22 protein-coding genes are annotated in these 23,431 nt (G+C 64.1%); 6 read left to right on the top strand and 16 right to left on the bottom strand.

Annotated elements, in window-relative coordinates:
* The 4 genes from H9532_RS08440 to H9532_RS08425 all read right to left on the bottom strand — a co-directional run.
* On the bottom strand, positions 1–1,538 hold a 1,538-nt coding region (locus H9532_RS08440), incomplete at its 3' end, for a cadherin-like domain-containing protein (protein WP_296367330.1).
* Between the two features lie 241 nt (positions 1,539–1,779).
* Positions 1,780–2,961: an HlyD family efflux transporter periplasmic adaptor subunit gene (locus H9532_RS08435; RefSeq protein ID WP_296367328.1), complete on the bottom strand. Its 1,182-nt coding sequence runs from the start codon at positions 2,959–2,961 to the stop codon at positions 1,780–1,782.
* The gene (locus H9532_RS08430; protein WP_296367325.1) at positions 2,961–5,909 is read right to left on the bottom strand and encodes an ABC transporter transmembrane domain-containing protein; all 2,949 of its coding nucleotides are present in this window, start codon (positions 5,907–5,909) and stop codon (positions 2,961–2,963) included. Before H9532_RS08430 ends, H9532_RS08435 begins: the two co-directional genes overlap by 1 nt.
* Positions 5,906–6,619 (bottom strand): peptidylprolyl isomerase, encoded by a 714-nt coding sequence (locus H9532_RS08425; RefSeq protein WP_296367323.1) that lies wholly within the window; start codon positions 6,617–6,619, stop codon positions 5,906–5,908. The genes H9532_RS08430 and H9532_RS08425 overlap by 4 nt, the downstream gene beginning before the upstream one ends.
* A gap of 149 nt (positions 6,620–6,768) precedes the next feature.
* On the opposite strand from H9532_RS08425, the gene H9532_RS08420 reads away from it, so the two are divergent.
* From H9532_RS08420 to H9532_RS08405, 4 genes are read left to right on the top strand one after another with little or no spacing between them, the layout of a single operon-like run.
* A complete protein-coding gene (locus tag H9532_RS08420; RefSeq protein WP_296367321.1) occupies positions 6,769–7,401 on the top strand; it encodes a 7-carboxy-7-deazaguanine synthase QueE in 633 nt (210 codons plus the stop codon).
* A gap of 47 nt (positions 7,402–7,448) precedes the next feature.
* Positions 7,449–8,126: a 7-cyano-7-deazaguanine synthase QueC gene (queC, locus tag H9532_RS08415; RefSeq protein WP_296367319.1), complete on the top strand. Its 678-nt coding sequence runs from the start codon at positions 7,449–7,451 to the stop codon at positions 8,124–8,126.
* Complete coding sequence (locus tag H9532_RS08410) at positions 8,126–9,457, top strand: anthranilate synthase component I family protein (RefSeq protein WP_296367317.1); 1,332 nt, start codon at positions 8,126–8,128, stop codon at positions 9,455–9,457. The genes queC and H9532_RS08410 overlap by 1 nt, the downstream gene beginning before the upstream one ends.
* Entirely contained in the window at positions 9,454–10,269 is an 816-nt protein-coding gene (locus H9532_RS08405) for an aminotransferase class IV (RefSeq protein ID WP_296367314.1), read from the top strand. The genes H9532_RS08410 and H9532_RS08405 overlap by 4 nt, the downstream gene beginning before the upstream one ends.
* Positions 10,270–10,281: 12 nt before the next feature.
* Here the strand turns inward: H9532_RS08405 and H9532_RS08400 are convergent, their stop codons facing one another.
* Complete coding sequence (locus H9532_RS08400; RefSeq protein ID WP_296367312.1) at positions 10,282–10,764, bottom strand: hypothetical protein; 483 nt, start codon at positions 10,762–10,764, stop codon at positions 10,282–10,284.
* A 73-nt stretch (positions 10,765–10,837) separates the two neighbouring features.
* On the opposite strand from H9532_RS08400, the gene H9532_RS08395 reads away from it, so the two are divergent.
* A complete protein-coding gene (locus tag H9532_RS08395; protein WP_296367310.1) occupies positions 10,838–12,433 on the top strand; it encodes an APC family permease in 1,596 nt (531 codons plus the stop codon).
* Here H9532_RS08395 and urtE read toward each other — a convergent pair.
* The 11 genes from urtE to ureE all read right to left on the bottom strand — a co-directional run bounded on the left by urtE (position 12,423) and on the right by ureE (position 22,318).
* Complete coding sequence (urtE, locus tag H9532_RS08390; RefSeq protein WP_296367309.1) at positions 12,423–13,130, bottom strand: urea ABC transporter ATP-binding subunit UrtE; 708 nt, start codon at positions 13,128–13,130, stop codon at positions 12,423–12,425. The genes H9532_RS08395 and urtE overlap by 11 nt on opposite strands.
* On the bottom strand, positions 13,127–13,897 hold the full coding sequence (urtD, locus tag H9532_RS08385; RefSeq protein WP_296367463.1) for an urea ABC transporter ATP-binding protein UrtD: 771 nt from the start codon (positions 13,895–13,897) through the stop codon (positions 13,127–13,129). The genes urtE and urtD overlap by 4 nt, the downstream gene beginning before the upstream one ends.
* Before the next feature lie 14 nt (positions 13,898–13,911).
* Positions 13,912–15,066 carry an urea ABC transporter permease subunit UrtC gene (urtC, locus tag H9532_RS08380; protein WP_296367308.1) on the bottom strand — a complete coding sequence of 385 codons (1,155 nt, stop codon included), beginning with the start codon at positions 15,064–15,066 and terminating at the stop codon, positions 13,912–13,914.
* A 3-nt stretch (positions 15,067–15,069) separates the two neighbouring features.
* Complete coding sequence (gene urtB, locus H9532_RS08375) at positions 15,070–16,227, bottom strand: urea ABC transporter permease subunit UrtB (protein WP_296367306.1); 1,158 nt, start codon at positions 16,225–16,227, stop codon at positions 15,070–15,072.
* 134 nt (positions 16,228–16,361) lie between these two features.
* The gene (gene urtA, locus H9532_RS08370) at positions 16,362–17,639 is read right to left on the bottom strand and encodes an urea ABC transporter substrate-binding protein (RefSeq protein WP_296367304.1); all 1,278 of its coding nucleotides are present in this window, start codon (positions 17,637–17,639) and stop codon (positions 16,362–16,364) included.
* A gap of 196 nt (positions 17,640–17,835) precedes the next feature.
* On the bottom strand, positions 17,836–18,441 hold the full coding sequence (gene ureG / locus H9532_RS08365) for an urease accessory protein UreG (RefSeq protein WP_296367302.1): 606 nt from the start codon (positions 18,439–18,441) through the stop codon (positions 17,836–17,838).
* Complete coding sequence (locus H9532_RS08360; RefSeq protein ID WP_296367300.1) at positions 18,441–19,442, bottom strand: ABC transporter substrate-binding protein; 1,002 nt, start codon at positions 19,440–19,442, stop codon at positions 18,441–18,443. Before H9532_RS08360 ends, ureG begins: the two co-directional genes overlap by 1 nt.
* Positions 19,439–20,242 (bottom strand): ATP-binding cassette domain-containing protein, encoded by an 804-nt coding sequence (locus H9532_RS08355; protein WP_296367298.1) that lies wholly within the window; start codon positions 20,240–20,242, stop codon positions 19,439–19,441. The genes H9532_RS08360 and H9532_RS08355 overlap by 4 nt, the downstream gene beginning before the upstream one ends.
* Complete coding sequence (locus H9532_RS08350; protein ID WP_296367296.1) at positions 20,239–21,099, bottom strand: ABC transporter permease; 861 nt, start codon at positions 21,097–21,099, stop codon at positions 20,239–20,241. Before H9532_RS08350 ends, H9532_RS08355 begins: the two co-directional genes overlap by 4 nt.
* 43 nt (positions 21,100–21,142) lie before the next feature.
* Positions 21,143–21,820: an urease accessory UreF family protein gene (locus H9532_RS08345; protein ID WP_296367293.1), complete on the bottom strand. Its 678-nt coding sequence runs from the start codon at positions 21,818–21,820 to the stop codon at positions 21,143–21,145.
* A 9-nt stretch (positions 21,821–21,829) separates the two neighbouring features.
* On the bottom strand, positions 21,830–22,318 hold the full coding sequence (ureE, locus tag H9532_RS08340) for an urease accessory protein UreE (RefSeq protein ID WP_296367291.1): 489 nt from the start codon (positions 22,316–22,318) through the stop codon (positions 21,830–21,832).
* A gap of 102 nt (positions 22,319–22,420) precedes the next feature.
* On the opposite strand from ureE, the gene H9532_RS08335 reads away from it, so the two are divergent.
* Positions 22,421–23,386: an urease accessory protein UreD gene (locus tag H9532_RS08335; RefSeq protein WP_296367289.1), complete on the top strand. Its 966-nt coding sequence runs from the start codon at positions 22,421–22,423 to the stop codon at positions 23,384–23,386.
* The last annotated feature ends 45 nt before the right edge of the window (positions 23,387–23,431 follow it).

Here is a 23,431-nt window from a genome sequence, read left to right as displayed (position 1 = left end):
GTAAAAACGGAACCGTCTGGTTCATCAGCAATGGAGAAGCTGACAATGGAGAGAGCACCATCGACGCTGGAGCTACCGGCAAGAAGTGTGCCGGAGGTAGCGGCACTGTCTTCTTCAACAATCAGCGTTTCATCCGCATCCGTAAACTCATCGTCAACCGCCGTGACGCTGATACCAAGAGTGGAGGCATCAGTGCTTGAACCATCGGATACGATGTAGCTGACGACGGGGAATATGCCATTCCAGTTGGGCGCAGGAGTAAAAGAGTAGGTTCCGTCGGCATTGATAGTCAGATCACCTTTACCCGCAACCGTGTATTTGGATCCGAGCGTAAAAACGGAACCGTCTGGTTCATCAGCAATGGAGAAGCTGACAATGGAGAGAGTGTTCCCGTCTGGGTCTACAGCATTGTCAAGCAGATTTCCATCTAGGGACTCATCTTCAAGAGTACTCTCAGTTTCATCGCCATCAAGCGGCGGACTATTCAGTTCATCATTCAGACAGGATAACAAGTTATCCGAACTCAACTGATAGATCTCTTCAAGCGCAAAATCTTCTTTTCCCCCAGGCAAATCCAGAAGGAAGGCCGCTGGTGGCTGGTCGCCAGCGGCCTCGGCACTCTGCAGGAAGTAGAAGGCTTCGACTTCATTGCCAGGACTCTTAAATAACCTTGAGATAGTTCCACGGTATGCATCCCCATTAATATGCAGGGTCCCCACAATATTGTTGCCATTATCGGCGTCAAATACGCCATCGTTATCATCATCGGATTGAGAGAAGTAAATGCCTTCCTTTCCGGGTTCAAACTTTTCGTCGAGAGTGATTGAGGCTGGCTGGTTGGGGTTACCCTTGTCAGGAATCGTGCCGCTATAGGCATTGGCGAATCTAACGGTCAAGTTGGTAGTGCTTGACGCTGGAACCACCCGTGGAGAGGCCCCGACAGCCGCTTGTGAATTGGGCTTTGCTGCAAATTCCACATCAGTTTGGCCTGCTGAAATTTGAAGATGGCCGGAGTCGTCATCTGCCCTGATGCCGGCCACCTCAGCGGCACTGAGTCTCAGGCCTCGAATCAGTGCAGAGAACAGCTCTCCCTCATCACCGGGAGAGTCTTGGCCGTCATTGAGGCACTGATCTAATGCATGACCGATCTCCTCTAGGAGCACCCCCTCACGCTCCTGCGGGGAAGCATCACGAAACCAGCTGCGGCTCACCAACACTTCTTCGGCCCCCCTGCCGCTGGCATGCACATACGCGGCCGCTGCAGTCGGCAACACCTTGTTGCCCACAAAGCGAACATCCAGTGGCAGCGCCTCTCCGCTCGCCAACTGGCGAATCAGCGAGTTGGCACGAGCGCTGAATCCGACTGAACCAGCGTTGAACACATCCGCCAACAGCATCTCAAAATCAGGGCGAGCTGCTGCTTGCTGCAAGGTGCTCCAAGCATCAGCCACGGCAGCGCGCAAAGCGCGCGCGCGCGCGGGCAGTTGCCAACGCCGCAGCGAGGACTGAATCGAGGCAACCGAGGAAAACGCAGCCATCACACATCGCTCCGAGCGAACAGAACAGTGCAAGCCAGACGCAAGCCATCCCTCTGCTGCAGGGTGCAGCAGAGCGGGACAGACCAGTCGCAGATCTCAAGGACGAGGCCTGCCGGACATGCACAACCGGCAGGCAGCCAGAAGATGGCTTACACCAACAAGCTATTCAGCTCGTCTCGTGGGAATGGCAGGGCTGATCAGCAGATCAGCAGCGCTTTTTGAAGCTGGGCAGTGCAAAAGGTCAGAGCTGCCGCAGCGATTCGGCCTTATCCTTGAATTCGCCGAGCAGGAGTTGCAGGTAGCTCACCTTGCGCAGCTTGATGTTCGCGGTGAGCGACATCCCCACCTGCAGGGGAAGCTGCGTGCCGGACTTCACCTGCAGCTGCTGGGAGGCGAGCTCGATCTCGGCAGGGTAGCGGTAGGTTTGCTTCAGCTGATCGGGCGGCAAGGCATCGGATCCGATGCGCTTTACCGTGCCATGCAACACGCCGAAATCTGACGACGGGAAGGAATCGATGCTCAGATCCACCGGCTTGCCCACCTTCACGAAGCCGATCTTGCTGCTGTCGATCTCCACCTTGGCCTTGAGGTTGTTGTAGGGCACGATCTTCATCACCGGTTCGCTGCCCTGGGCCACGAAGCCAGGACCTGTGGGCTTGAGATCGAACACGACGCCATCCACCGGCGAGCGGATGTCCTGATAGCGGATGTTCACCCGCAGCTCGGTGAGCTTGCTCTGCAGATCGGCCAGTTCGCCGCGCAGCTGCTGCACGGCCTGCTGCAGGATCGCCACCTGGCGTTCGCGGTCCATCATCGTTTTTGCCAGCTCACCCTGCACCTCGCGCACCTTGTTGCGCTGCTGCAACACCTGCAGCTCCGCCGAGGCGCCATTGCGTTGCAACGCAGCGAAGCGATCCAGGATCTCCTGCTCGAGCACCAGATTCTGACGCAGGACCCGTTGCTCCGTGTCGTTCAGGCTCAGATAACGCTGCAGCTCCACCTCCTTCAGGTTGAGTTGCTGCTGCTTGGCCGCGATCGTTTTCTGCAGACTGATTTCACGATCCTTGGTGGTTTCGTTATCCAGCCGCAACAGCACCTGGCCTTTGCTCACCCGCTCGCCTTCTTTCACGAGCATCTCGTCGAGCACACCACCCACCGGCACCTGAATCGTTTTCACATCGCCGATGGGCTCCAGCTTCCCGGGTGCCACCACCACCTCTTCCGTCTGCGCGAAAGTGAGCCAGAGCACACCGAATCCGGAGCAACCGATCAAGGTCCAGGTGAGCGCTCGGGCCAGCACCCGCGACTGCTGCAGCCCCATCTGATCGTGGCTGCTCTGCACACGACGCTCGATGGCGTTCTGCGCGGCACGCACCAGTGCTCCGGGCTGAACCGACTTGCGACGAGGAACCAGATCCGACATCAGTTTGCCTCCTGCTGGCGATAGAGAGCGAAATAGCGACCCTTGCGGGCAATCAATTCGTCGTGGGTGCCGGTTTCCACCACGGCGCCCTGGTGCATCATCACGATCAGATCAGCCCGGCGAATCGTGGACAGACGGTGGGTGATGAAGAACACCGTGCAGTGCTCCAGATTCTCAAGCAGGTTGTTGCACACGCGCCGCTCCGTGTCGTAATCCAGCGCACTGGTGGCTTCATCGAGCACCAGCATCTTGGGACGGCTGAGCAGGGTGCGCGCCAGGGCGATGCGCTGGCGCTGGCCACCGGACAGGCCTGCACCGCGCTCGCCCACATTGGTGCTGTAGCCGGAGGGCAGCTCCATGATGAATTCATGGGCACAGGCCAGCGATGCCGCCTCCACAATCGAATCGCTGGTGGCGTCGGGATCGGTGAGAGCAATATTCTCAGCCACGCTGCCGGAGAACAGCAGCGGCTCCTGGGGCACGATGCCGATCTGCCGGCGCAGTGAATACAGCTCCACCTTATCGATGTCGTAGCCGTCGATCAAAACTCGTCCCTGACCAGGTGCATACAGCCGCGATAGCAGCTTGGTCAGCGTGCTCTTACCGCTACCGCTCTGGCCCACGATCCCTACAAAAGTGCCTGGCGCAACATCAAGATTGATATTGTTAAGCACCGCCGCAGAAGTGCCTGGGAATGTGAAGCTCACGCCCTCAAACACAACACGTCCATCCAAAGGCGGAAGAGGGATTTTCTTCTTGTCGTCTTCATTAGACTCCTCCGGAGTATCTACAACATCAGCCAGGCGTTCAAAGGACACCTTAAGCTCTTGGATGTTCTGCCAGATGCCAGACAACCTCAGCATCGGCTGGGTCACATAACCTGAGATGATTCGAAAGGCGATCAGCTGGCCCAAGCTCATTTCTCCCTTAAGCACCAAACTCGCACCCACCCAAAGCACCAGAAGCTGTGAGAGCTTTTGCAAGACCTGGCTGGTTTCTGTGAGTGCTGTCCCCGTGATCGTTTTCTCAAAAGTTCGAGCAATATACTGGCTGTAGAAGTCCTGCCATTTCCAGCGACTGATCATTTCGACGTTCTGGGCCTTCACTGTCTGGATGCCACTGAGCACCTCCACCAAATGACTCTGGGTACGGGCGTTCTGGTTGGCCGCGTCGCGATACTGGCGCCGGAATAATGGAGCCCCTAAAAGGGTGAGTCCCACCTGAATCGGCAGCACGCAGAGGGCGATTAGGGTGAGCACCCAGCTGTACATCACCATCACGACCACATAAATCACCGAGAAGGCGGCATCGAGAACGGTGGTGAGCGCCTGACCGGTGAGGAAATTGCGGATCTTCTCCATCTCGGCAATCCGCGTGCCGAGTTCACCCACAGGCCGCCGATCGAAATAGCTGAGGGGCAGGCGCAGGAGATGGTCGATCACCTCGGCACCCAGTCGCAGATCGATGCGATTGGTGGTCTCTGAAAACAGGAACGTGCGCAACGACCCGATCACCCCTTCCATCAGGGTGACCACCACCAGCGCAATTCCGAGCACCTGCAGCGTGTCCAAGCTGCGCTGGCTGATCACCTTGTCGATGATCACCTGGATCAGCAGAGGATTGGCCAGGCTGAACAGCTGCACCACAAACGAGGCCAGCAGAACCTGGATCAAGAGACCGCGGTAGCGACGCAGCGCCGGCCAGAACCAGGAGAAGCCGAAGCGCTGCTCCGGGGTGCTGCTGCTGCGCTCCAGCAACAACATCTCAATCCCCTCCGGGAACTCCTCCTGGATCTGCTCGGGGCTGAGCTCCACCCAGCCCTCGCGGGGTGAAGCCAGCACAATGCCCTGGGCATTGCTGAGCTGGACGATCGCGAAGCTGCCCTTCCAGCTCACCAGACCCGGCGTCTCGAGGCGGGTGCCCTGGCTGGACGGCACGCGCACGCCGCTCACGTGCAGGCCGAGCATCGCGCCGAGGCTCCCGCACAACTGCAGGTTCGGTTGGCGACCACGGTTCAGGCCTTCCCGCAGAATCCGCTCCACCGCATCGCGCCGGAAGGGCAGCTTCAGCTCAGCTGCCAGCATCTGGAAGCAGGCCAGCACCTCATCCAGAGGACCGCTGGCCCGAACCAGCGTGAAGCGTGCGCGATCGCGACTGCCCAGATCCAGGCCGGACTGCAACGGCGCCGCCGGCAGTTCCGGTTCAGCCGCCACGAGAGCCGAAGACGCCACCACCGCATCGAGGCTGGGCTCGAGTCCACCCCCCAGCAGCACCTCCAGGGGTTCCCGCTGCCAAGCGAGCAGGCGAGGCGGCAGCGGAGCATGGGCCTGAGGCACCCCGGCAGCAGGGTCGAGCAGGGCACCGAGCTCGTGATCTGCCAGGTTGTTACTGGCGACCATCAACTGCTCATTGGCCCGCACCGAGCCCAACGCGGCTGCACTCGGCCCCACTGCTCGGGCATGGGGCAGCAGATCACGTGCCAGATCACGAAGGCCGATGCGGGCGGTGGGATGGCGCTCGAGCACCGGAGTGAGCAGATCCACCAGCTCCGCAGGCCAGAGCTGCGCGCTGCACCAGGCACGGAAGCTGGGCTCCTCCTGCAACAGCTCCAGGAGATGGACGTCCGCCAGAGCCGCGGCCCGGACATCCGATGCCGCCGCAACCTCCTCGCAGCCCTTCACCCGCAGGAAGGACGCCAGACCCACCCAATCTCCCGGCGCGAGCTTGCACAGGGTGACAGTGCGGTCGTGCTCCTGAACCAAAACCCTCGCTTCCCCTTCGAGAATCAGAAGCACCTCCTTGGGCACCAGATCCCGGTGGCATAGCGGCTGGCCAATGCGGAACGAGCGCTCCTGAAGCTGCCCAACGAGCTGCTCAAGGCGAGCCGGTGGCAACTCAGCAAGAGCAGGGTGCGTAGCCAGAAGGCTGTCGGACACAACCTGAGTCATGCTTCGGGAAAGCGCAGAGAGATCAAATCATTGATGCGAAGCTGCACGGCCTCTTCTACAGACTCTTCGAAGAGTTCGCGGGCCATCTGCTGAGCCGTGTCTTCATCAAGGGTGGCAGGGGAATAGGTCTCCAACCGCACCACCAGCCACCACTTCTCAATCCGAAATGGCTCCATCAGCACACCAGGAGTAGCCGTGCGAAGACGCTCTGCCAGGACAGGATGCGCCTGCATCAGGGGCACTGGGCCCACGACGCCGCGCGTTGTTCGTTCCGGACCTTCCGCATAGCGCGCCGCAAGCTCGGCGAAATCAGATTCACCCTCGTTGATACGTAGATACAGCTCTCGAGCTAGGCCGGCATCCTCCAGCCGCAGCAGGCTGTACACAACCCGATCCAGCTGGGTCTTGCGCTGCAGAAAACGGGCCTCCGCCTTGGGCAGGAAGCGGTCTGCTACGAAGCGCTGTAGACGCAGTGGTTGGATCAACTGCTGTTCCAGTTCCTGGCGACGCAGCAGATTAAGGCGCAGGAACGTGTTGAGCTGCTCCTCATTTTCAATACCTTGCTCTTGCATGAACGCAGCAAGGGCCTGACCACCAGCCTCGTCAGGTATCGGTACCTGTGCCGCCAACTCGGCGATCACCATCTGCCGAAGCAGCGGCTTGATCATCCGATGTTGAGCCAGAAGCTCAACCTGATCGAGATCGAGCAACCTGGAGGACCCACCGGAAATCAAAGAAGCGACCCAAAGCTCCCAGGCAACTTAGGGGCAAAAGGCCCGCAGCACACTGCGACGGCTCCTGTGCATCAGTCTGCTGCCCTGCCCGCGACAGATCATGGGGGCCAAAGCAACCCCCTTGCATGCCTCAACCAACCCTGCCGGTGGTGGAAACCTTCCATTCCCTGCAAGGCGAGGGACTCCACAGCGGCCGCAGCGCTTTGTTCATCCGCCTGGGCGGCTGCAGCGTGGGCTGCAGCTGGTGCGATACCAAGCACTCCTGGCCACAAGACGTGCATCCCCTGCTATCGCTCGAGGCCCTTCAGCAGAAGGTCCAAACTGCCGTCGCCAACGGCGCTGCCTTCGTGGTGATCACCGGCGGCGAACCACTGGAGCACCATCTCGGTCCCCTCTGTGACGCTCTCCAGACATTGGGTGCTCCCCTGCACCTTGAAACCAGCGGTGTCGGCACGCTCACGGGCACCTTTGCCTGGATCACCCTCTCCCCCAAGCCGCACCGACCGCCTGAACCGGAGGTGCTGGCGGCCTGCCATGAGCTCAAGGTGGTGGTGCACGAGGCCGGTGATCTCAGCTTCGCCGAAGCGATGGCCGCTGCCGCCAGCCAGGGGCGCAGGAGCGATCAGCCCGCGCCACACCTGCTGCTGCAACCCGGCTGGCAGAGCGCAGAAGGCCAGCAGCTCGCGATTGATTACGTGCGCAGCCATCCCTACTGGCGCCTGAGCCTGCAGAGCCACAAATGGCTGGGGGTGCGCTGAGGGTGCAGGCTGCTCGGCATCATGGATTCGGCGCCTGATCCCCTGCCTTGTCCACCGCCATTGCCCTGCTCTCCGGCGGTCTCGACTCCGCCACCGCCGCGGCCCTCGCCCTGGAAGCAGGGCAGCGAGTGATCGGCCTCTCCTTTGATTACGGCCAGCGGCATCGGCGTGAACTCGAAGCCGCGGCCCGCATCGCCGCGCAGCTCGGCTTGGCGGAGCACCACACCATCAGCGTGAACCTGGCGGCCTGGGGGGGCTCGGCTCTCACCGACAGCCGCATCGCTGTGCCGCGCGATGGCGTGCAGGCCGATGTGATTCCCAGCACCTACGTACCCGGCCGCAACACGGTGTTTATCGCCATCGGCCTCAGCCTCGCGGAAGCGCGCGGCGCCGAGCGGCTCGTGCTGGGGGTGAACGCCGTGGATTACTCCGGCTACCCCGACTGCCGGCCGGATTATCTCGAGGCCTTTCAACGGCTGGCTGACCTGGCCAGCAAAGCCGGCCGTGAAGGCCACGGCAGCCAGCTCTGGGCACCCCTAGTGGAATGGAGCAAAACCCGGATCGTGCAGGAGGCCCTGCGCCTAGGCGTGCCGATCGCCGACACCTGGAGTTGCTACAGCGGCGGCGACCAACCCTGCGGCGTGTGCGACAGCTGCCGCATCCGCGATGCCGCCTTGATCGAAGCCGGCCGGCCCGACCTGGCCAGCCCAGCGGCTCAGCGCTGATGCCGAGCTGCACGCGCGTGCCGGTGGCCTGGCGATCGCCCGCCAGCCTGGCGCCCCTGCTGGCGGCGCGCTGGGGCCATGAGGGTCTGATCTGGCTCGACGGCGATGGCACCGATCTGGGCCGCTGGGCCACTCTGGCGGTGGATCCACTCGAGCAGCGCTGTTGCCGCGGGCTTCCCGGCGAAGCCGGCGCTAGCGATCCCTTTGCAGCCTTAGCTGATCTGGGCCCGGGCCATTGGTGCGGCTGGCTCAGCTACGAAGCCGCCGCCTGGGTGGAGCCGGGCAATCCCTGGAAGCCAGACACCATGGCCAGCCTGTGGATCGCCCGCCACGATCCCGTGCTGCGCTTCGATCTGGTGGAGCAGCAGCTCTGGCTGGAGGGCCTGGATCCCGAACGGTTGCAGGCCATGGCGCGTTGGCTGGAGGCTCTGCCCGCCGCTCACCTGGGGAACGGCGGGGGAGCCAGCCCAACGCCCCAACTGCCGGTGGAGAGCTGGCAGTGGCACACCACGTCAGCCGCATTCAGCCGCGGCGTGGAGCACATCCGTGAACTGATCGCCTGCGGTGATCTCTTTCAGGCCAATCTCACGGCCTGCTGCAGCACAACCCTGCCGCACACCGAGCCCGGCATAGGCCTGGCGTTGTTTGCGCGGCTGCGCGAGCGGTGCCCCGCTCCCTTTGCCGGATTGGTGGTGGCGGCCGGCGCCGCCACCGGAGAAGCGGTGATCTCGGCCTCTCCTGAACGCTTTCTGCAGGTCAGCCCCGATGGCGGCGTGGAAACCCGGCCGATCAAGGGCACCCGCCCACGCCACAGCGATCCACAGCGCGATGCCGATCAGGCGGCGGAGCTGGTGTGCAGCAGCAAGGACAGGGCCGAGAACGTGATGATCGTGGATCTGCTGCGCAACGACTTGGGCCGCGCCTGCGTGCCCGGCTCGATCCATGTGCCCCAGCTGGTGGGGCTGGAGAGCTATGCCCAGGTGCACCACCTGACCTCGGTGGTGTGCGGCCAGTTGCAGCCCGGACTCAGCTGGGTGGATCTGCTGCGGGCGGGGTGGCCGGGGGGATCGATCAGCGGCGCCCCGAAGCTGCGGGCCTGCCAGCGCCTGGCGGACCTCGAACCCGTGGCCCGCGGCCCCTACTGCGGATCGCTGATCCGGCAAGACTTCGACGGCAGCTTCGACAGCAGCATCCTGATTCGCACCCTGCTGCTGCAAGGCGAGCAGCTGCGCGGCCACGCGGGCTGCGGCATCGTGGCCGACTCCGATCCCAGCGCTGAAGCCAGCGAACTGGGCTGGAAGCTCAACCCCCTGCTGGAAGCCCTGGCATGACCCCCCGCAGCATCGCCTGGTTCGACGGCCACTGGGGCGAACCGCAGCAGCTCCAGCTGCCGCTGAGCGATCGCGGCCTGCAGCTGGCCGATGGGCTCTTTGAAACGGTGCTGGTGCTCGACGGACAGCCGAAACTGCTGGAGGCCCACCTACAGCGCTGGCAGCGCAGCGCCGAGCTGCTGGCCATGGCGCCACCACCAGATGCGGCCACCCTGCATCCCTTGATCGAGGCAGCGATCCGCCGAGCGGAGCTCCCGCAAGGCAGCGGTGCCCTGCGCCTGAACTGGAGCCGCGGCGACAGCGGCGGGCGCGGCATCGAGCTGCCGGCCCCCGCAGCTGCGCATCGCTTCTGGCTGCAGCTCAGTGCACACCGGCCCAGCTTCAGCCCTCAGACGGCGATCGTGAGTCGCCAGGAACGGCGCAACAGCAACAGCCTGCTGAGCCGTTGCAAGACGTTTGCCTACGGCCAGGCGATCCAGGCGCGGCTCGAGGCGCGCCGCGCTGGCGCCGATGAGGCACTGCTGTTGGCCAACGGCGGTGAGCTGTGCTGCGGCACCACTGCGAACCTGCTGATTCAGCGCCAGGGCCGTTGGCTCACCCCAGCGTTGGGCAGTGGTTGCCTGCCGGGGGTCATGCGCGCTCAGCTGATCGAACGGGGCCTGGCCGTAGAAGCCGACCTATCCCCGGAACCACAGGCCGGGGATGCCTGGCTGTTGATCAACAGCCTGGGATGCCGTCCCATCAGCCGCGTGGATGAGGATCCACTGGAGCTCCACCCCAACGCCGAAGCGCTGTGGCGGAGCCTGCTGTGAGCGGTTCGTGCCTCAGTTGCAGCCCTGCACGGAGATGCGATAGGTGAAGCCAGTGGCGGCCTGATCAGCGCTGGCACCGATCTTGAAGTTCACCTGGCTCACGGTTTTACCGGGCACAGCCTGCACATTCCACTGACGGCCGGTTCCCACCTGAGGGGCATACGACTCATTGATCACCTGCAGGTTGGAACCATCGGTGAACTTGAGATAGCCCTGGATCGGATAGGTGGCGCTCACCGAGGAATTGGCGGTGAAGAACAGCTTGTAGGAGCTGTAGGGCTGGGTCACGAAGAAATCCGTGTTCCAGTTAGGGCGGCTGAAGGGCAGCGGATTACCGGCACCGATGGTCTTGGTCACGATGTCGGTGACACCGTTACCGCCCACGGGTGCCAGGAACTGGCAGCTCTGAGCCGAGGCGGGGGCTGCGGCAGTGAGGAGGCAGCCACTGGCGCAGACCACGGCAACGCGGGCGAGGGAGCGCAGGGATACCGACATCAGCAGGATTGATGAACTTCATCCCCGATTGTGCACTGAATCCCAGACAGTGGATACAGCTCTCGATCGGTTGTTGACGTCAACCAACGCTCCAGCCACGCCCCCGGACACGTTGCGGCGCAGCCTGGGATTGCGCAGCCTCACCCTGGCGGTGGTGACGAGCACCATCGGCTCAGGCTGGCTATTCGCACCGCTCTATGCGGCTCGCTTTGCCGGGCCCGCCAGTCTGCTGGCTTGGCTGGTGGGTGGCGTGATGGCCTTCGGCCTGGCTCTGGTGTTCGCCGAACTCGGCTCACTCGTGCCGAGTTCCGGAGCGCTGGCCCAGATCCCGCTGCTCAGCCATGGCCGCTGGGCGGGATTCATCGGTGGCTGGTGTGCCTGGATCGCCTACCTCACGCTGCCCACGATTGAAGTGCTGGCGATGGTGCAATACCTCTCCAGCAGCCTGCCCTGGCTCACGGCCGATGGCGGCCAGGGGCAGGTGCTCAGTGCAACGGGGCTTGGCGTGGCGGTCGTGCTGCTGGTGCTGATGACGTGGATCAATTTGGCCGGCGTGAGCTGGCTGGCCCGCTGGATCGATGGGCTCACCAGCTGGAAGCTGGTGGTGCCGCTGCTGGTATCGCTGACCCTGATGCTCACGGCGGGGCATTGGAGCAATCTCAGCCTGCATGACGCAGGCCAGGGCGCCGAACTCGCCGGAGTGGTGAGTGCCATCGGCGGGGGCGGCATCCTGTTCAGCCTGTTGGGGTTTCGCACCGCCATGGATCTGGCGGGCGAAGCGCGCAACCCCCAGCGCAACGTTCCCATCGCCATGGGCTTGGGACTGGGCATCTCCCTGGCGATCTATCTGCTGCTGCAGTTGAGCTTTCTGGTGGCGGTGCCGCCCCAAGCGCTCAGCCAGGGTTGGGCGGTGCTGCAGCTCAGCAACCATGGCGGTCCCCTGGTGGCGATTGCCATGGGCCTGGGCCTGGGCTGGGTGGCGACCCTGCTGCTCAGCGACGCCGTGATCTCGCCAGGCGCCACCGCCATGACCTACATGGGTGTTTCAGCCCGGGTGGCCTGGATGATGGGCCGGTTGGAACTGTTGCCGGAGGCCCTGGCGCGGCTCAACCGCCAGGCGGTGCCAGCGGTGGCTCTGCTCTGGAGCCTGGGGATCGGCGTGGTGATGTTGCTGGGCGGCCCCAGCTGGCAGCGGGTGGTGAGCTTCCTCACCGCCACGCTGGTGATCGCCCTGGCGGTGGGACCCGTGAGCTTGATGGCCCTGCGCCATCAGCTACCACGCGCTCCACGGGCGTTTCGATTGCCGATGGCTGAGCTGCTCTGCCCGCTCACCTTTATGGCAGCGAGTTGGGCCGTGCAGTGGTGCGGCCGCAGTGCCCTGGAGGGCGCCATAGGCCTGGTGGTGGTTCCAGCGCTGCTGTTCGGGTGGCAGCAGCGCCAGCGCAGACGCACGCTCCACGCCGGCTGCGGCAGCTGGTGGTTCGCCTACCTGGGGGGACTACTGCTGATCGCCGAGCTCAGTGGTGCGCAAGGGCCGCTGCCAGGAGGCGATGCCGGGCAGCTGCTGATCACGGCTGCTTTTGCCCTGGTGATCTTCCCGATCGCGGTGCGCGCACGGCTACCCCGGGCCTCGAGCGAGGCCCAGGTGGGCGTGGAGCTCACACCGTGAGGAAACGATCCACCACGTCTTTGCTCAGCTCGCTGGTGGGACCACTGGCCACGATGCCGCCGCGCTGCATGGCGTAGTAGCGATCGGCCTGGCGCACGAAGTGCAGGTGCTGCTCCACCAGCAGCACGCTGATGCCGGTGGCCTCGATGATCCGCCGCACGGCCCGCTCAATGTCCAGCACCACCGACGGCTGAATGCCTTCCGTGGGCTCATCGAGCAACAGCAGCTTGGGTTTGCCGAGCAGGGCCCTGGCGATCGCCAACTGTTGCTGTTGACCACCGGAGAGGTCGCCGCCGCGGCGGGCGAGGAACTTCTCAAGGATCGGGAACAGCTCAAACACCAGCGGATCGATGTGGCGGTTCTTGGCTAGACCACCAGGCAAGGCCTCCAACCCCAGCAGCAGGTTCTCGCGAACGGTGAGCTGAGGAATGATCTCCCGCCCTTGGGGCACATAGCCAACCCCCACGCGAGCCCGGGCATGGGGCGGCCGGCCCGTGAGCTCGCGGCCCTCCAGCTGGAGATCACCGCTGCGCTGCTGCAGCAAACCAATCACGGTTTTGAGCAGAGTGGTCTTACCCACGCCATTGCGGCCGATCAGGCAAACCATCTCGCCGGCAGCGACGTTGAGGTCGACGTCCCGCAGGATGTGACTCTCGCCGTAATAGACGTTGAGACCTCGAATATCGAGCAGGGTCACGCCGCATCCTCCTGAGTTTCACTGCCGAGATACACCTCGATCACCCGTGGATCGTTCTGCACCTGATCCATCGATCCTTCACAGAGCACATGCCCTTCATGCAGCACCGTGACCGGGGCCTGCAGATCGCGGATGAACTCCATGTCGTGCTCAATCACCAGCACGGTGTGGTCGCCGGCCAACTGCTTGAGCAGATCCGCGGTGCGCGCCGTTTCCTCATCGGTGAGGCCCGCCACCGGTTCATCCACCAGCAGCAGCTCGGGATCTTGAGCCACCAGCATCGCGATCTCCAGCCACTGCTTCTGGCCGTGGGAGAGGCCACCAGCCGGCTGTTGCGCCTGGCGCTCGAGCCCCACCACCGAGAGCAAGTGCTGCACCCGGTCGCGTTGCTCGCTACTCAGGCTGCCGAACAGCAGCGCCGCCGGACCATGGGGTCCGCGCACCGCAAGCTCCAAATTGCGGCGCGGGCTGAGGTTCTGATACACCCGCGGTGTCTGGAACTTGCGGCCAATCCCCAGGCGGGAGATGTGGTGCTCGCTGCGGCCCACGATCGACCGTCCGCGAAAGACCACGTCACCGCGAGTGGGCTTCACCTTGCCGGTGATCACATCGAGGAACGTGGTTTTGCCGGCACCATTCGGGCCAATCACCGCCCGCAGTTCACCGGGGGCGAGCTGGAGGTTGAGATCGTTCAGGGCCAGAAACCCGTCGAAGCTGACGGTCACGCCCTGCAGTTCAAGCAGATTCATCGACGATGGACGAGACATTGGCGTGCTGGTCATCAACCCTGGCCTCCGCCGCTACGCTCGAGTTGGTCCTGCTCCGCCACCACCTGCGGATCGAGATCGAGCGCGGGATACGTGGCTGTGCGTGGCGGCCAGCCCACCATGGCGATCAAGCGGCCAGGGCCACCCTGGCGCCACCAGCCCACGAGCCCATCGGGCAAGACGAGCACCACCAACAAGAACAAGCCGCCCTGGATGAACAGCCAGGTTTCCGGGAGCGCTTCACTCACCAGGCTCTTGGCGTAGTTGATCAGCACCGCACCCAGCAGGGCGCCGATCAAGGTGCCGCGGCCGCCCACCGCCACCCAGATCACCATCTCGATCGAGAAGGGAACCGCCATGTATTGCGGCGAGACGATGCCGGACTGCACGGTGTACAGCGCACCGCTGATCCCCGCCAACGCGCCGGCCACGGCGAACACCACGGTTTTGTAGGCGGTGGGGTTGTAACCGGTGAAGCGCAGCCGTGGTTCATCGTCGCGGATGGCGATCAGGGCATCACCGAAGCGACCATGGGTGAGCCAGCGGCAGAGCAGAAAGGCCGCCACCGTGATCACCACCGTGAGCCAGAACAGATTGCGCTGCATCGCGTCGCTGCCGATCAGCTCACCGAAGATGCGTGCGGTGGATGTTTTGAGGCCGTTGGTGCCGTTGATCAACTTCTGCTGACCGTTGAAGAAGTTGAAGAACACCAGCAGGGCCGCCTGGGTGAGAATCGAGAAATAGACCCCCTTGATGCGGTTGCGGAAAACCAGATAACCAAGCAATCCCGCCACCACAGCCGGAATCACCCAGATGGCCACGAGGGTGAAGAGCGGTGAATTGAAGGGTTGCCAGAACGCCGGCAGACTCTTCACGCCATAGAGCGAGAAAAATTCAGGCAGTTCACCGGGCTTGAGCTCATTGAGCTGCAGATACATCGCGAGGGCGTAGCCACCCAGAGCGAAGAAGATGCCTTGCCCGAGGCTGAGCATGCCGGTGTAGCCCCAGATCAGATCCACACCCAGGGCCACGATGCCCAGGGAGAGAAAACGACCCAGCAGATTCAGACGGAACGGCGGCAAGACCACCGGCAACACCAAGGCCACCAGCACGATCAAGGCCCAAGGCAGCCAACGCCGCAGGTTGCGGGAGGAGAGCAGATCTGCCATCGATCAGGCCTCAACCATGCGGCCTTTCTGCGGGAACAGACCGGCCGGTCTGATCTGCAGGAACACCACAATCAAAGCGAACACCAACACTTTCGCCATCGAGGTGGTGGCAAAGAAGGTGATCACTGCATTCAGCCCTTCCGGCATGGCGGGCCACACCAGAAGCAGGGAACCGGAGCCCACCACATAACTGAGGATGCCGATGCCGAGGGCCGCCAGCACCGTGCCGGCGAGCTTGCCCACGCCGCCGAGCACCACCACCATGAAGCAATCCACGATGTAATTCCCGCCGAGGTTGGGGCCCACCGAACCGAGCAGTGTCACCGCCACGCCGGCCACACCGGCCAGACCGGAGCCGATCAAAAAGGTGAGCGCATCGACCTTCTCGGTGGGAATGCCGAGGCAATCACTCATCGTGCGGTTCTGGGTGACCGCACGAATGCGCATCCCCCACACACTCTTCTGAAGAAACCAGTTCACCAGCAGCAGCGCCACCACGGTGAGGGCGATGATGAACAGACGGGCGGCCGGCATATTCACAACCCCCACATCAATCGATCCCCGCAGCCACACCGGCGCCGTCACGTCGATGTTGCGAGCGCTGAACCAAGGCTGATCAAACACCCGTTGCTCGCCGAGCACCGAAGCGATCACCACACCCACCAGGCCGGTGACGATCCAACTGCCGGTGCCCAGAAGGGGCGTCCAGCGCTGCTGCCACCACACCTTCGGTGTGAACCGTGGCACGAGGATCCCGGCCACCACAGCCACCACCAGGCCAATGGCAAAGGCGCTCGAAACGGAGCGCACGAACTGCTGCAGGATCAGGCTCACGCCCCAGGTGGCCAGCAGCGTTTCCAGCGGGCGCCCGTAGAGGCGCCGGATCACCGTTTTCTCCAGCAGTAAACCCGCCAGACCACTCACCACAAAGGCCAGGGGCAGGGCTACCAGGATGTAAATCGGGAACAAGGCTTCCGGCAGCACCGCCTTGAAAATGTTCTGCACCACGAAGGTGGTGTAGGCACCGAGCATCATCAACTCGCCGTGGGCCATATTGATGACACCCATCAAGCCAAATACCACCGCCAGGCCCAGTGCAGCCAGCACCAGAACCGAGCCAATGGCCAGGCCGTTGAAGAGTGTGTCGTAGAGAAGATCCATCGCGACCAGCTGGGGTCTCAGGCAAAGAGAAAAGAGATTCGAGGGAAGCAAAAAGGGGGGAGATCACTCTCCCCCCAACCCTCAATGGATGCCAGATCGAGGGGTGAACGCGTCTTGGCGATCACCCATTTGGATCACATCTTGTACTTGCCGGCGTCGGGACGGTCCTGGGTCCAGTCGCAGGTGTAGCCCTTGGTTTCAGGCACGTACTGGTTCCAGGCCACAGGCTTCACGAAGCCCTTGTCCTCGAGGATCTTGAACATGCCATCCTTCTGCACCTCGCCGATCAGCACGCGCTTCTCCACGTGGTGGTTGGGCATCACGGTCACCTTGCCTTCGGGAGCATCGAAGCTCACGCCGATCAGGGCTTCACGCACCTTGTTGTCGTCGACGCTGTTGGCCTTCTCGGCAGCAGCGGCCCACAGGTACACCATCATGTAAGCGGCTTCAGCGGGGTCGCTGGTCACGCGCTTGTCGCCGTACTTGGCCTTGAAGTTCTTGGTGAACTCCTTGGAGGCGGGGGTATCGAGGCTCTGGAAGAAGTTCCAGGCGGCATAAGTGCCTTCGAGGTACTCAGGACCGATGGCGGCGATCTCCTCTTCGGCGATCGAGAAGCTCATGATCGAGTAGCCGTTGGCCGGGGTGATGCCGGCAGCCTTCATCTGCTTGAAGAAGGCAACGTTGCTGTCGCCATTGAGGGTGTTGACGATCACACCACCCTTGGGCATCGCCTGCTTGATCTTGGCGATGATCGGAGCGACCTCAGTGTTACCCAGGGGCAGGTAATCCTCACCCACCACCTTGCCACCATTGGCTTTCAGCTGCTCACGCATGATGGTGTTCGCGGTACGTGGATACACGTAGTCCGAACCCACCAGGAAGAAGTCTTTGCCCTTGTTCTGCAGCAGCCAATCCACGGCAGGCTCTGCCTGCTGGTTGGGAGCAGCACCGCTGTAGAAGATGTTCTTGGAGCACTCCTGACCTTCGTACTGAATCGGGTAGAAGAGGAAGTGATCCTTGGCCTCGAAGACCGGCAGCATGGCCTTGCGGCTGGCAGAGGTCCAGCCACCGAAGACAACGGCAACCTTGTCCTGATCGATCAGCTTGGTGGCCTTCTCGGCGAAGGTGGGCCAATCCGAAGCGCCGTCCTCTTCAACGGGAACGATCTTCAGCTTCTTGCCATCGATGGTGATGCCGCCCTTGGCGTTGATCTCATCGATCGCCATCAGCTCGGCTTCGGCCACCGTGTTCTCGGAGATGGCCATGGTGCCGGAGCGGCTGTGAAGGATGCCCACCTTCACTTCGCCGTCAAAATCGCCACCAGCTTTGTCGCCACCGCTGCAGGCCACCAGCGTGAGCGAAGTGGCGAGCGCTGTGGCACCGCCCAGCAGACGCAGCGAAGTCTTTCGCATCGAAGGGGACGTCATGTAAGGAAAGTCACAAAAGAGCTGCCGCCGGTCAGCGGTGAGCGGAACGTATCGGCGTGAGCAGTCCGCCTTTGGTATCGAAAAGCACCGTTTGACAAACCCATGAGACTCAAGGTCTCACAAGGGATCTCGGGCAGGCTAAGGAAAGATTGCGTCTGTGTCGGTTGCTACGAAAAGTGCGTCAGCTGGGCAGTTGCTGCAACACAAACGCCTCCACCTGTTCGAGCCCCTCACCGGAGTGGAGATTGGTGAAACACCACGGCCGGCCCGGGCGCATCCGCTCGGTATCGCGTTGCATCACCTCCAGGCTGGCGCCCACCATCGGAGCCAGATCGATCTTGTTGATCACCAGCAGATCGGAGCGGGTGATCCCAGGGCCTCCCTTGCGCGGGATCTTGTCGCCGGCGGCCACGTCAATCACATAGATGCACAGATCCACCAGCTCCGGGCTGAAGCTGGCGGCCAGGTTGTCGCCACCGCTTTCCACCAGCACCAAATCCAAACCGGGATAGGCCGCCTCCAGCTCGGCCACCGCCGCACGGTTGATGGAGCAGTCTTCGCGGATGGCGGTGTGGGGGCAGCCTCCGGTTTCCACGCCGCGAATCCGCCCGGGCTCCAGCGCACCGGCACGGGTGAGGAACTGGGCGTCCTCCTGGGTATAGATGTCATTGGTCACCACCGCCAGCTGCAGGCGATCGCGGAGCCGCCTGCACAGGGCTTCCACGAGAGCGGTCTTGCCGGAGCCCACCGGTCCGGCCACCCCCACCCGCAGACGACTGGCCGCCATCAACGCACCACCTGATCAGCTCGCTCCACCAGATCCTGCGGCACCGTCACACCGATCGCCTTGGCGGTGGCCAGGCTCACCAGCAGATCCGTGGTCTTGAGGGGTTCAAAGGCCATCTGCGATGGCGACTCGCCTTTGAGCACCCGCACGGCGAGCTGACCAGCCGCCATGCCGTCATCGCGGTAGTTCCAACCGATCACCGCCAGGCAACCCGGCAGCTGAATGTCGGGGGGATCCACGGAATACACCGGGATCCGGTGCTCGAGGCCCACCTTGCAGATCGAGGCGAAGGCCTGAATGGTGGCGTAATCGCCGATCTTCACAAACGCCTCCACCTCCTTGGCGGCCAGGGCCTTAGCGGCCTGCAGCACCTCGCCGGAGTTGGCCACCGACTGTTCCACCAGCTCCAGACCACGCTGTTGGGCCTCGCGCCGCAGGATCTTGGCCTCGTAGTCGGAGTTGGGCTCGCCCGGATTGAAAATCAATCCCACCCGCTTGAGCTGGGGGTTGATCTCACGGGCCAGATCCAACTCCTTGCCCACGGGGTTGGTGCCCACGGTGCCCACCACATTGGGGCGATGCTGGCCCACCCCACCGGGCGGCGTGCCGGCTCCGGCGCCCCAGGGATTGGAGCAATAGCAGAAGATCACGGGCACGCTCTGGGGCATCACCTTCATCGCCGCCTGCAGCGGCGGCGTCCCCACCGCCAACACCATGTCCACCTTCTCGCTGAGGAACTGCTGCATCACCAAGGTGGTGTTCGGCAGTTCGCCGGCCGCATCCTTCTGCAGGAAGGTGACGGTCTCGCCGTTGCGGTAGCCGGCGGCGGCCAGAGCCTGCTCAAAGCCCTCGCGGGTCAGATTCGGGGGCGGGGCATCCACCATCTGGAGCATCCCGATCAGCGGGCCCTTACGCGGTGTGTTGCTGCCGAGGCGCCCGCAGGCGGCCAGCAGCAGTGATCCTCCTGAAAGAGCCAGAAACTGGCGACGGCGCAGGATCATGACCGTGAGATGTGTTCCTCCGGCACTGTGGCGCTGCCGTAGAGGGCCTGCAATGCGGCGGGGGTGAACTGTTGCCGCTCGGCGGCGCTCCAATCGCCAATCAAGGCGCCGTCCTGCAACATCAGCAGCCGATCGCCATAGCCCAAGGCCTGCTCGAGGCTGTGGGTCACCATCAACGTGGTGGTGCCAAGGCGCTGCACGAGCTGCTGCGTGAGCCGCATCACGCTGTCTTCCGCCCGCGGATCTAGGGCGGCCGTGTGCTCATCCAGCAGCAACAATCGCGGCGCCCCCAGGCAGACCATCACCAGGCTGATGGTCTGGCGCTGTCCGCCGGAGAGCTGGCCCACGGGGGTCTCGAGCCGATCGGCCAACGGCAGGCCCAACTCCTCGAGCAGGGCGGCATAGCGGCGACGATCGCCGCGGCCGGGATGCAGACCCAAGAGCGCCTGCGGTTGCAGCAGCGAGCGACGCCGACATTCCGCCAGGCGCAGGTTTTCAGCGATGGTGAGCCCAGGAGCCGTGCCATCGAGAGGGTTCTGCATCACCCGACCGATGCTGCGGGCACGGCGATGAGCCTGCAGGCGCAACAGCTCTCTCCCCTCCAGGCGCACCGAACCCGTGGCCGCCGGGATGCTGCCAGCGATCAGGTTGAGCAACGTCGACTTGCCGGAGCCATTGCTGCCGATCAGCACCACGAACTGCCCGCCGGGGCAGTGCAGGTTGAAGCCGTCAAACAACTGACGCCAACCACCCCCGGGCAATGCATGCCCCCAGGACAGCCCCTCGATCTCCAGGCTCACCGCTCACCCCCCGGCGCCGACAGGCCTGGCAGGCGCAGCCGCCCCAGGCCCAAGGCCGCCAGCAACAGCAGGGCCGTGGCCAGCTTCAGATCCACCGGATCCATGCCGAGCTGCAGAGCCAGAGCGATCATCGCCCGGAACAGCACAGACCCCACCACCACCGCCAGCAGCGCCCAGGTGACGCTGCGCGGCCGCAGCACCGATTCGCCCACGATCACTGCCCCGAGACCGAGGATCAGCGAGCCGATGCCCATGGTCACGTCGGCGAAGCCCTGATAAAGCGCCACCAGCGCTCCGGCCAGAGCCACGAGGGCGTTGCCGGCGGCGATGCCCAGGCAGAGACCCCGGCGGGTGCTGATGCCATTGGCGCGCGCCATCACCGGGTTGTTGCCGATCGCCCGCAAGGCCAGGCCCAGGTCTGTGCGCAGCAACAGCGCCAGCAACACGATCAGACCACCCATGGCCAACAGCAGAGCGATCAGCCACTGACCATCACTGCCCAGGCCCAGCGGCACGTTGGTGAGGGGGATGTTGGAGCGGCCCATCAGCCGCAGGGTGATCGAGTAGAGGCCGGTGGTGGTGAGGATGCCGGCGAACAGATCGTTCACCCCCAGTCGGGTGTGGATCAACCCGGTGACCAGACCAGCCAGCGCACCCAGCCCGGCCGCCACCAACAACGCCAACGGCGGCGCCACCTGTTGGGTGAGCAGCAGCGCAGCACTGCCACCACCGAGGGCGAAGGAGCCATCCACCGTGATATCGGCGAAATTCAGCACGCGCAGGGTGAGATACACGCCGAGAGCCAGACCGGCGTAGGCCAGGCCCTGGTCGATGGCACCGATCCAGATGGAGAGCATCGGCGCATCATGGCGGCGCTGAGTCGGCGGGCCAGCCTCAGGCTCAACTGCGAAACAGGCGGGAATAGAGCTCGGCGTGCTGCAGCTGAGCCAGGCCAGCCCCAACGCCTCCGTTCCAGAGCTGATGGGGGTCGGCTGCGGCCAGATGGATAGCCCGCTCAGCCATCAGCGGAGCCAGCGCGAGCTGCAGCCGCTGCCCCTGGGTCGGGCCCAAGGGCACCAGGCGCACGGCGGCACTGATCTGATTGGCGACCCAGCCATAGAGGTAGGCCTCCTCCATGGCGGGAGAGTCCAGCTCGAGGCAGACCGCCGCCCAAGCAAAGGCTGCGGGCCAGGCCAACGGTGCGACTGGGCCGGGCAACGGCCAGCCCAGATCGGCGAGCAGCTGCAACAGCGACTGCCCCATCTGTCGCTGTTGGGCCCGCAACTCGGGCGCCTCCCGCTGCACCAACAGCCAGCCATCCAGGCTCTCAAGAGCACGGGCATCGGCAACCCCTTGCTGCCACTGCCGCCAGGCGGTTGCCAGGGGGGCCAGGGCTGCGGTCTCGATCGCCACCGCGCCGCGCTGCAACTCAGCCACCAGCCAGGTTTCCAGGGCCTCAACCCCCGTGATGGCGCCGCGCTGCACCAGCAGCTCCAAACCTTCCGAATAGCTGAACGCCCCCACCGGCAGGGCCGGACTCACCAGCTGAAACAGCCTCAGGCGCGCGGCGTGATCCACAGCGCAACCTCAGTGGAGATGGCCGTGGTCGCCATGGTGATGGCCTAGGCCTTCGTAGGCCCCGGCCTCCGGCTGAAAGGGCAGCTGCAGCAACTCCACCTGCAAGCCCCGCTGCCGCAACAGATCCGCCAACACGCTGTCCTGAAGCAGCACCAGGCGATCGACATGCAGCTCCATCGCCACGTGGCGGTTGCCCAGGTGATAGGCGGCCTGGAGCAGCGCCAGGGGATCTGCGCTGCGCACCTCCATCACCGGCTCGGCCGCTGCCTCCACCTGCACCAGCACGGCGCCATCGTTGCTGCGCAACAGCTCACCGGGTTGCAAGGCCGCGCCCCGGGGCAGTTGCAACACCAGATCGCGCCCGCAAGCGGAGCGGCGATGGCCCCGCAGGCTGGTGCGCTGATCCGCATCAAGGGGCAGCCGCAACGGCGCCGGCAGAGCCAAAGCCTCCGTGGGCGACAGGCGCTCCACCAGCAGGGGCGCGGCGTGTTGCGGCATCAGGGTTGCGCGGGCTGATTTGAGTCACCCTGACGGGCGCCCGGGTGCCACTCTGTAGCCACGGCTACCCAAGGGCGCCTCGGCGGCGCTGAGCATGCAGCGATGAGCGCAACCCCGGCGGCCCCATCCCCAGCGGCCGAGCCATCGGGCTGGCAGGCAGGCGCCACCCTGCGGTTCAGCGAACGGGGCGGCATCACCCACCATCAGGGCGGGGCCACTGCGCCCTTGAAGTTGATGCGGGCCTTCCCCCAGGCCAGCGGCCACTGCGAACTGCCCCTGCTGCACACCGCCGGCGGCCTGGTGGGCGGCGATCAACTGCAACTGCAGGCGGAGCTGGAGCGCGGCAGCCGCGCCCTGATCACCAGCGTGGCCGCGCAGAAGGTGTATGGCAGCGTGCGGCGCTCCCGCTGCCACCCGCAGGGGCGCTGGGCCCAACAGCAGCTTCAGTTCCACCTGGCGGAGGGGAGCGACCTGGAATGGCTCCCCCAGGAGCTGGTGCTCTACGCCGATGCCCTCTATCAGCAGGATCTGGAGGTAACCCTGGCCGATAACGCCAGCTTCCTGGCGATGGAGGTGGTGCGCCTGGGGCGCACCGCCGCTGGCGAAGGGCTGGACGCCGGCTGCTGGCGCTCCAGCCTGCACATCCGCCGCGAGGGATCCAACGGCCAGCCCCCCCGCTGGGAACTGGTGGACCGGCTGCAGCTGAACGGCGATGGGCTCACGGGCGAACACGGCATGGCGGGCCAGCCGGTGTTTGGTTCGCTCGTGTGGGCGGCACCGCAGCCCTTAGGGGCTGAGGCGCTGCAGCAGCTGCTGGCCGAAGCCCGCGCCGCCCGCAGCGGCCTGGAAGGAACGATGGCCTGCGGGGCCCTTGAGCAGGGCCTGGTGGCTCGCTACCGCGGTCCTTCCAGCCAGGCGGCGCGCTACTGGTTCTGCCGGCTTTGGGCTCTGATCCGCCAGACGCGCGGGCAGGCGCCACCACAGCTGCCACGGGTGTGGCCGTTCCAGGAAGACCCCTGGGTTCCGTCCAAGGCGAGCAACAGGCAGGACGCGAACTGTTCAGCCTGAACATGGCTGCCCCGTGGCGCCGATCAGAGTGAGGGACTTGACTGG

This window comes from Vulcanococcus sp. Clear-D1, assembly GCF_014654725.1.
Taxonomy (GTDB): Bacteria; Cyanobacteriota; Cyanobacteriia; order PCC-6307; family Cyanobiaceae; genus Vulcanococcus.
The sequence above is the reverse complement of the archived record's forward strand: the minus strand, read 5'-3'. Positions and strand labels throughout refer to the sequence as shown.